At 69.8% G+C, this 3,882-nt stretch carries 3 protein-coding genes and 1 pseudogene; 3 read left to right on the top strand and 1 reads right to left on the bottom strand.

Annotation, left to right across the window (positions count from 1 at the left end):
• From I0Q12_RS32835 to I0Q12_RS14050, 3 genes and pseudogenes are all read left to right on the top strand, one after another.
• Positions 1-420: pseudogene (locus I0Q12_RS32835) on the top strand (peptide-binding protein); the annotation flags it as partial.
• Positions 417-974 carry an adenine phosphoribosyltransferase gene (locus tag I0Q12_RS14055; RefSeq protein ID WP_374068698.1) on the top strand — a complete coding sequence of 186 codons (558 nt, stop codon included), beginning with the start codon at positions 417-419 and terminating at the stop codon, positions 972-974. The pseudogene I0Q12_RS32835 and the gene I0Q12_RS14055, both read left to right, overlap by 4 nt.
• Positions 975-1,060: 86 nt before the next feature.
• Positions 1,061-3,367, top strand: coding sequence for a bifunctional (p)ppGpp synthetase/guanosine-3',5'-bis(diphosphate) 3'-pyrophosphohydrolase (locus tag I0Q12_RS14050; protein WP_197252508.1), 2,307 nt, complete (start codon positions 1,061-1,063; stop codon positions 3,365-3,367).
• Between the two features lie 21 nt (positions 3,368-3,388).
• Here the strand turns inward: I0Q12_RS14050 and I0Q12_RS14045 are convergent.
• Positions 3,389-3,882, bottom strand: a 494-nt coding sequence (locus tag I0Q12_RS14045) for a peptidylprolyl isomerase (protein WP_197252507.1), incomplete at its 5' end; no start/stop codon positions are given.

Here is a 3,882-nt window from a genome sequence, read left to right as displayed (position 1 = left end):
CGCGACGCCGGTATCGAGGTCGTCGACGCCGGATCCGAGACGTTCACGCCGTCACAACTGACGACGGGACAGTTCGATGCCGTCCTCGCCGGCACGGCCGCGGTCGCCGGGGCCGGCGGTACCGCCGACATGGCCGACGCCCGCGGCGCCCTGCACTCCGGGACCGGCGGCAACGTCGGTGGTTTCGCGAACCGCCGCGTCGACGAGATCCTCGACGCGCTGCTCGTCACCTCGGACAATGCCGCGGTGGCCGCCCTGGCCGGTGAAGCCGAGACGATCCTGTGGAACGAGATGCCGACGGTGCCGCTGTTCGCGCAGCCCCGCACCACCACGCTCGCGCCCGGGATGCACGTCGCCGTCGCGAATCCGACGACCGCGGGTGCGGGCTGGAACATGGACCGGTGGATACTGACCAGGTGAGCATCCACGGAACCGTCGACCCTGTCCTCCTCGAACGCGCCGCGACCGCGGTGACCGAACGGACCCGGTGGGTCGACGACTTTCCGACCCCCGGTGTGCGCTTCGCGGACCTCACCCCGGTGCTCGCGGACGGTCCGGCCTTCGGTGCGGTGATCGCCGCGCTGGCGGCCGTCGCGGAGGGCGCGGAACTGGTGGCCGGCGTCGACGCGCGGGGTTTCCTCCTCGGCGGTGGGATCGCCCGCGAACTCGGGGTCGGGGTCTTGGCGGTGCGCAAGGCCGGCAAGCTTCCGCCGCCGGTGCGCACCTGCGAGTACTCCCTCGAGTACGGCTCCGCATCCATCGAGATTCCGGGCGATTCGATTGCCCTCGAGGGTCGCCGGGTATTCGTCGTCGACGACGTCCTGGCCACCGGCGGCACCCTCGCCGCGACCGTGCAGTTGCTCGAGGAAGCGGGTGCGGACGTGGTCGCGGTGTCGGTCGTGACCGAGATCGAGGCGCTGGCCGGACGCGCACGGCTCGCGAAGCACCCGCTGACGTCGATCGTGCGGATCTGAGGACTACAGTTGGCGCAGGTACCCGGGCCGGGCGGCCCCGGCGGGCCGAGCACGACGGTCCGGGCAATGCGGCGGGAGGAGTGGGTATGACCCAGAATCTTGATCGGTCGTCGAACTCCGGCCCCACCCCGACACCGGCATCGACGTCCGCGTCGCGCCGGGTGCGGGCGCGGCTGGCCCGGCGCATCACCGGACAGCGCGGAACCACGCTCAAGCCGGTGCTCGAGCCGCTGGTCACGATCCACCGTGAGCTGTATCCGAAGGCCGATCTGTCGCAGCTGCAGCGCGCCTACGACGTCGCCGAGGAACGCCACGCCACGCAGAAGCGCAAGTCCGGCGACCCGTACATCACCCATCCGCTCGCGGTCGCGACGATCCTCGCCGAGCTCGGGATGGACACCACGACGCTCGTCGCGGCACTGCTGCACGACACGGTCGAGGACACCGGTTACAGCCTCGAACAGCTCACCGCCGAGTTCGGCGAGGAGGTCGCGCACCTCGTCGACGGGGTCACCAAGCTCGACAAGGTCGTCCTCGGCAATGCCGCCGAGGCCGAGACCATCCGCAAGATGATCATCGCGATGGCGCGGGACCCGCGGGTCCTGGTCATCAAGGTCGCCGACCGGCTGCACAACATGCGCACGATGCGTTTCCTGCCGCCCGAGAAGCAGGCGCGCAAGGCCCGCGAGACCCTCGAGGTGATCGCGCCGCTCGCGCATCGTCTCGGCATGGCGACGGTCAAGTGGGAGCTCGAGGACCTGTCGTTCGCGATCCTGCATCCGAAGAAGTACGAGGAGATCGTCCGCCTTGTCGCGACCCGCGCGCCGTCCCGCGACACCTACCTGGCGAAGGTGCGCGCCGAGATCAACGCGACGCTGGCGGCGTCGCGGATCGACGCGACCGTCGAGGGCCGGCCCAAGCACTACTGGTCGATCTACCAGAAGATGATCGTGAAGGGCCGCGACTTCGACGACATCCACGACCTGGTCGGGGTGCGCATCCTCTGCAACGAGATCCGCGACTGCTACGCCGCGGTCGGTGTGGTGCATTCGCTGTGGCAGCCGATGGCGGGCCGCTTCAAGGACTACATCGCCCAGCCGCGCTACGGCGTGTACCAGTCCCTGCACACCACCGTCATCGGTCCGGAGGGCAAGCCGCTCGAGGTGCAGATCCGCACCCGCGAGATGCACCGGACCGCCGAGTTCGGGATCGCCGCGCACTGGCGCTACAAGGAAACCAAGGGCAAGCACTCGGGCGACGCCAACGAGCTCGACGACATGGCGTGGATGCGTCAGCTGCTCGACTGGCAGCGTGAGGCCGCGGATCCGGGGGAGTTCCTCGAGTCGCTGCGCTACGACCTGGCGGTCAAGGAGATCTTCGTGTTCACGCCGAAGGGCGACGTGATCACGTTGCCGTCGGGGTCGACGCCGGTGGACTTCGCGTACGCGGTGCACACCGAGGTCGGGCACCGGTGCATCGGTGCCCGCGTCAACGGCCGGCTCGTCGCGCTCGAACGCAAACTCGAGAACGGCGAGGTCGTCGAGGTGTTCACCTCGAAGGACCCGAACGCGGGACCGAGCCGCGACTGGCAGTCGTTCGTGGGATCCCCGCGCGCCAAGGCGAAGATCCGCCAGTGGTTCGCGAAGGAACGCCGCGAGGAGGCCCTCGAGGCGGGCAAGGACGCCATCGCGAAGGAGGTGCGGCGCGTCGGGCTGCCCCTGCAGCGGTTGATGAACGCCGACCTGATGCTCGCGGCCGCCAAGGAACTGCGCTACAGCGACGTGTCCGCGCTGTACACGGCGGTGGGGGAGCACCACGTCTCCGCGCAGCACGTCGTGCAGCGCCTGGTGACGATGCTCGGCGGTGTCGGCGGTGTCGAAGAGGAACTCGCCGAACGGGCGACGCCGTCGACGACGCCGACCCGGTCGCGACAGAGCGGTGATTCGGGAGTCGAGGTTCCCGGGGCGCCGGGCACCGTCTCGAAGCTCGCCAAGTGCTGCACCCCGGTCCCGGGCGACGAGATCATGGGCTTCGTGACCCGCACCGGTTCGGTCAGCGTGCACCGCACCGACTGCACCAACGCCGGATCGCTGAAGGAGCAGTCGGAGCGGATCATCGAGGTGAAGTGGGCGCCGTCCCCGTCGTCGGTGTTCCTCGTCGCGATCCAGATCGAGGCGCTGGACCGGCACCGGCTGTTGTCGGACGTCACCAAGGCACTCGCCGACGAGCGCGTGAACATCCTGTCGGCGTCGGTGACCACGTCGGGAGACCGGGTCGCGGTCAGCCGGTTCACGTTCGAGATGGGTGATCCCAAGCATCTCGGGCACGTGCTGAACGTCGTCCGCAACGTGGAAGGCGTCTACGACGTCTACCGCGTGACGTCGGCGGCCTGACCCGGCGAGATTCGGGACCGGTCAGCGGACGCCGGTGATCACCACCGGCGTCGTCGGGGTGCCACCGCCGAGGCGGCTGCTGCCGTCGTGACCGGCCGCCGCGGCCGCGTCGAGCAGCGGCAGGCCCGCCTCCCCGACGGTGCCCAGGACCGTGTACTCCGGATACAGCACCGAATCCCCGATGACCAGGAAGAACTGGCTGCCGTTGGTGTCGGGCCGGCCGGTGTTGGCCATCGCGATCGTGCCGCGCGGGTAGAGCGTCGGGGGTGCCTGGTAGCCGTCGGAGCCGTGCGACACGGTCACCGGCCACTCGTCCGCGAACGTGTAGCCGGGACCGCCGGTTCCGGTGCCCGACGGGTCCCCGCACTGGTACAGGCGGGCACCCTCGTCGGTGGACAGACGATGGCAGGCGACGTCGTCGTAGAAACCCTGCCGGGCCAGCGAGACGAGGCTGTTCACCGCACACGGCGCGTCGGCGCGATCGAGCTCGAGCGGTACCGCACCGATGCTGGTGT

This window comes from Rhodococcus sp. CX (assembly GCF_015865005.1).
In the GTDB taxonomy this organism is placed as follows: Bacteria; Actinomycetota; Actinomycetes; order Mycobacteriales; family Mycobacteriaceae; genus Rhodococcus.
Note: the sequence above shows the minus strand (reverse complement) of the source record. Positions and strands in the feature narration are given on the sequence as shown.

What these genes read in the sequence shown, in the direction of transcription:
- I0Q12_RS14050 (WP_197252508.1), top strand. Translation starts at nt 1,061, where the DNA reads ATGACCCAGAATCTTGATCGGTCGTCGAACTCCGGCCCCACCCCGACA.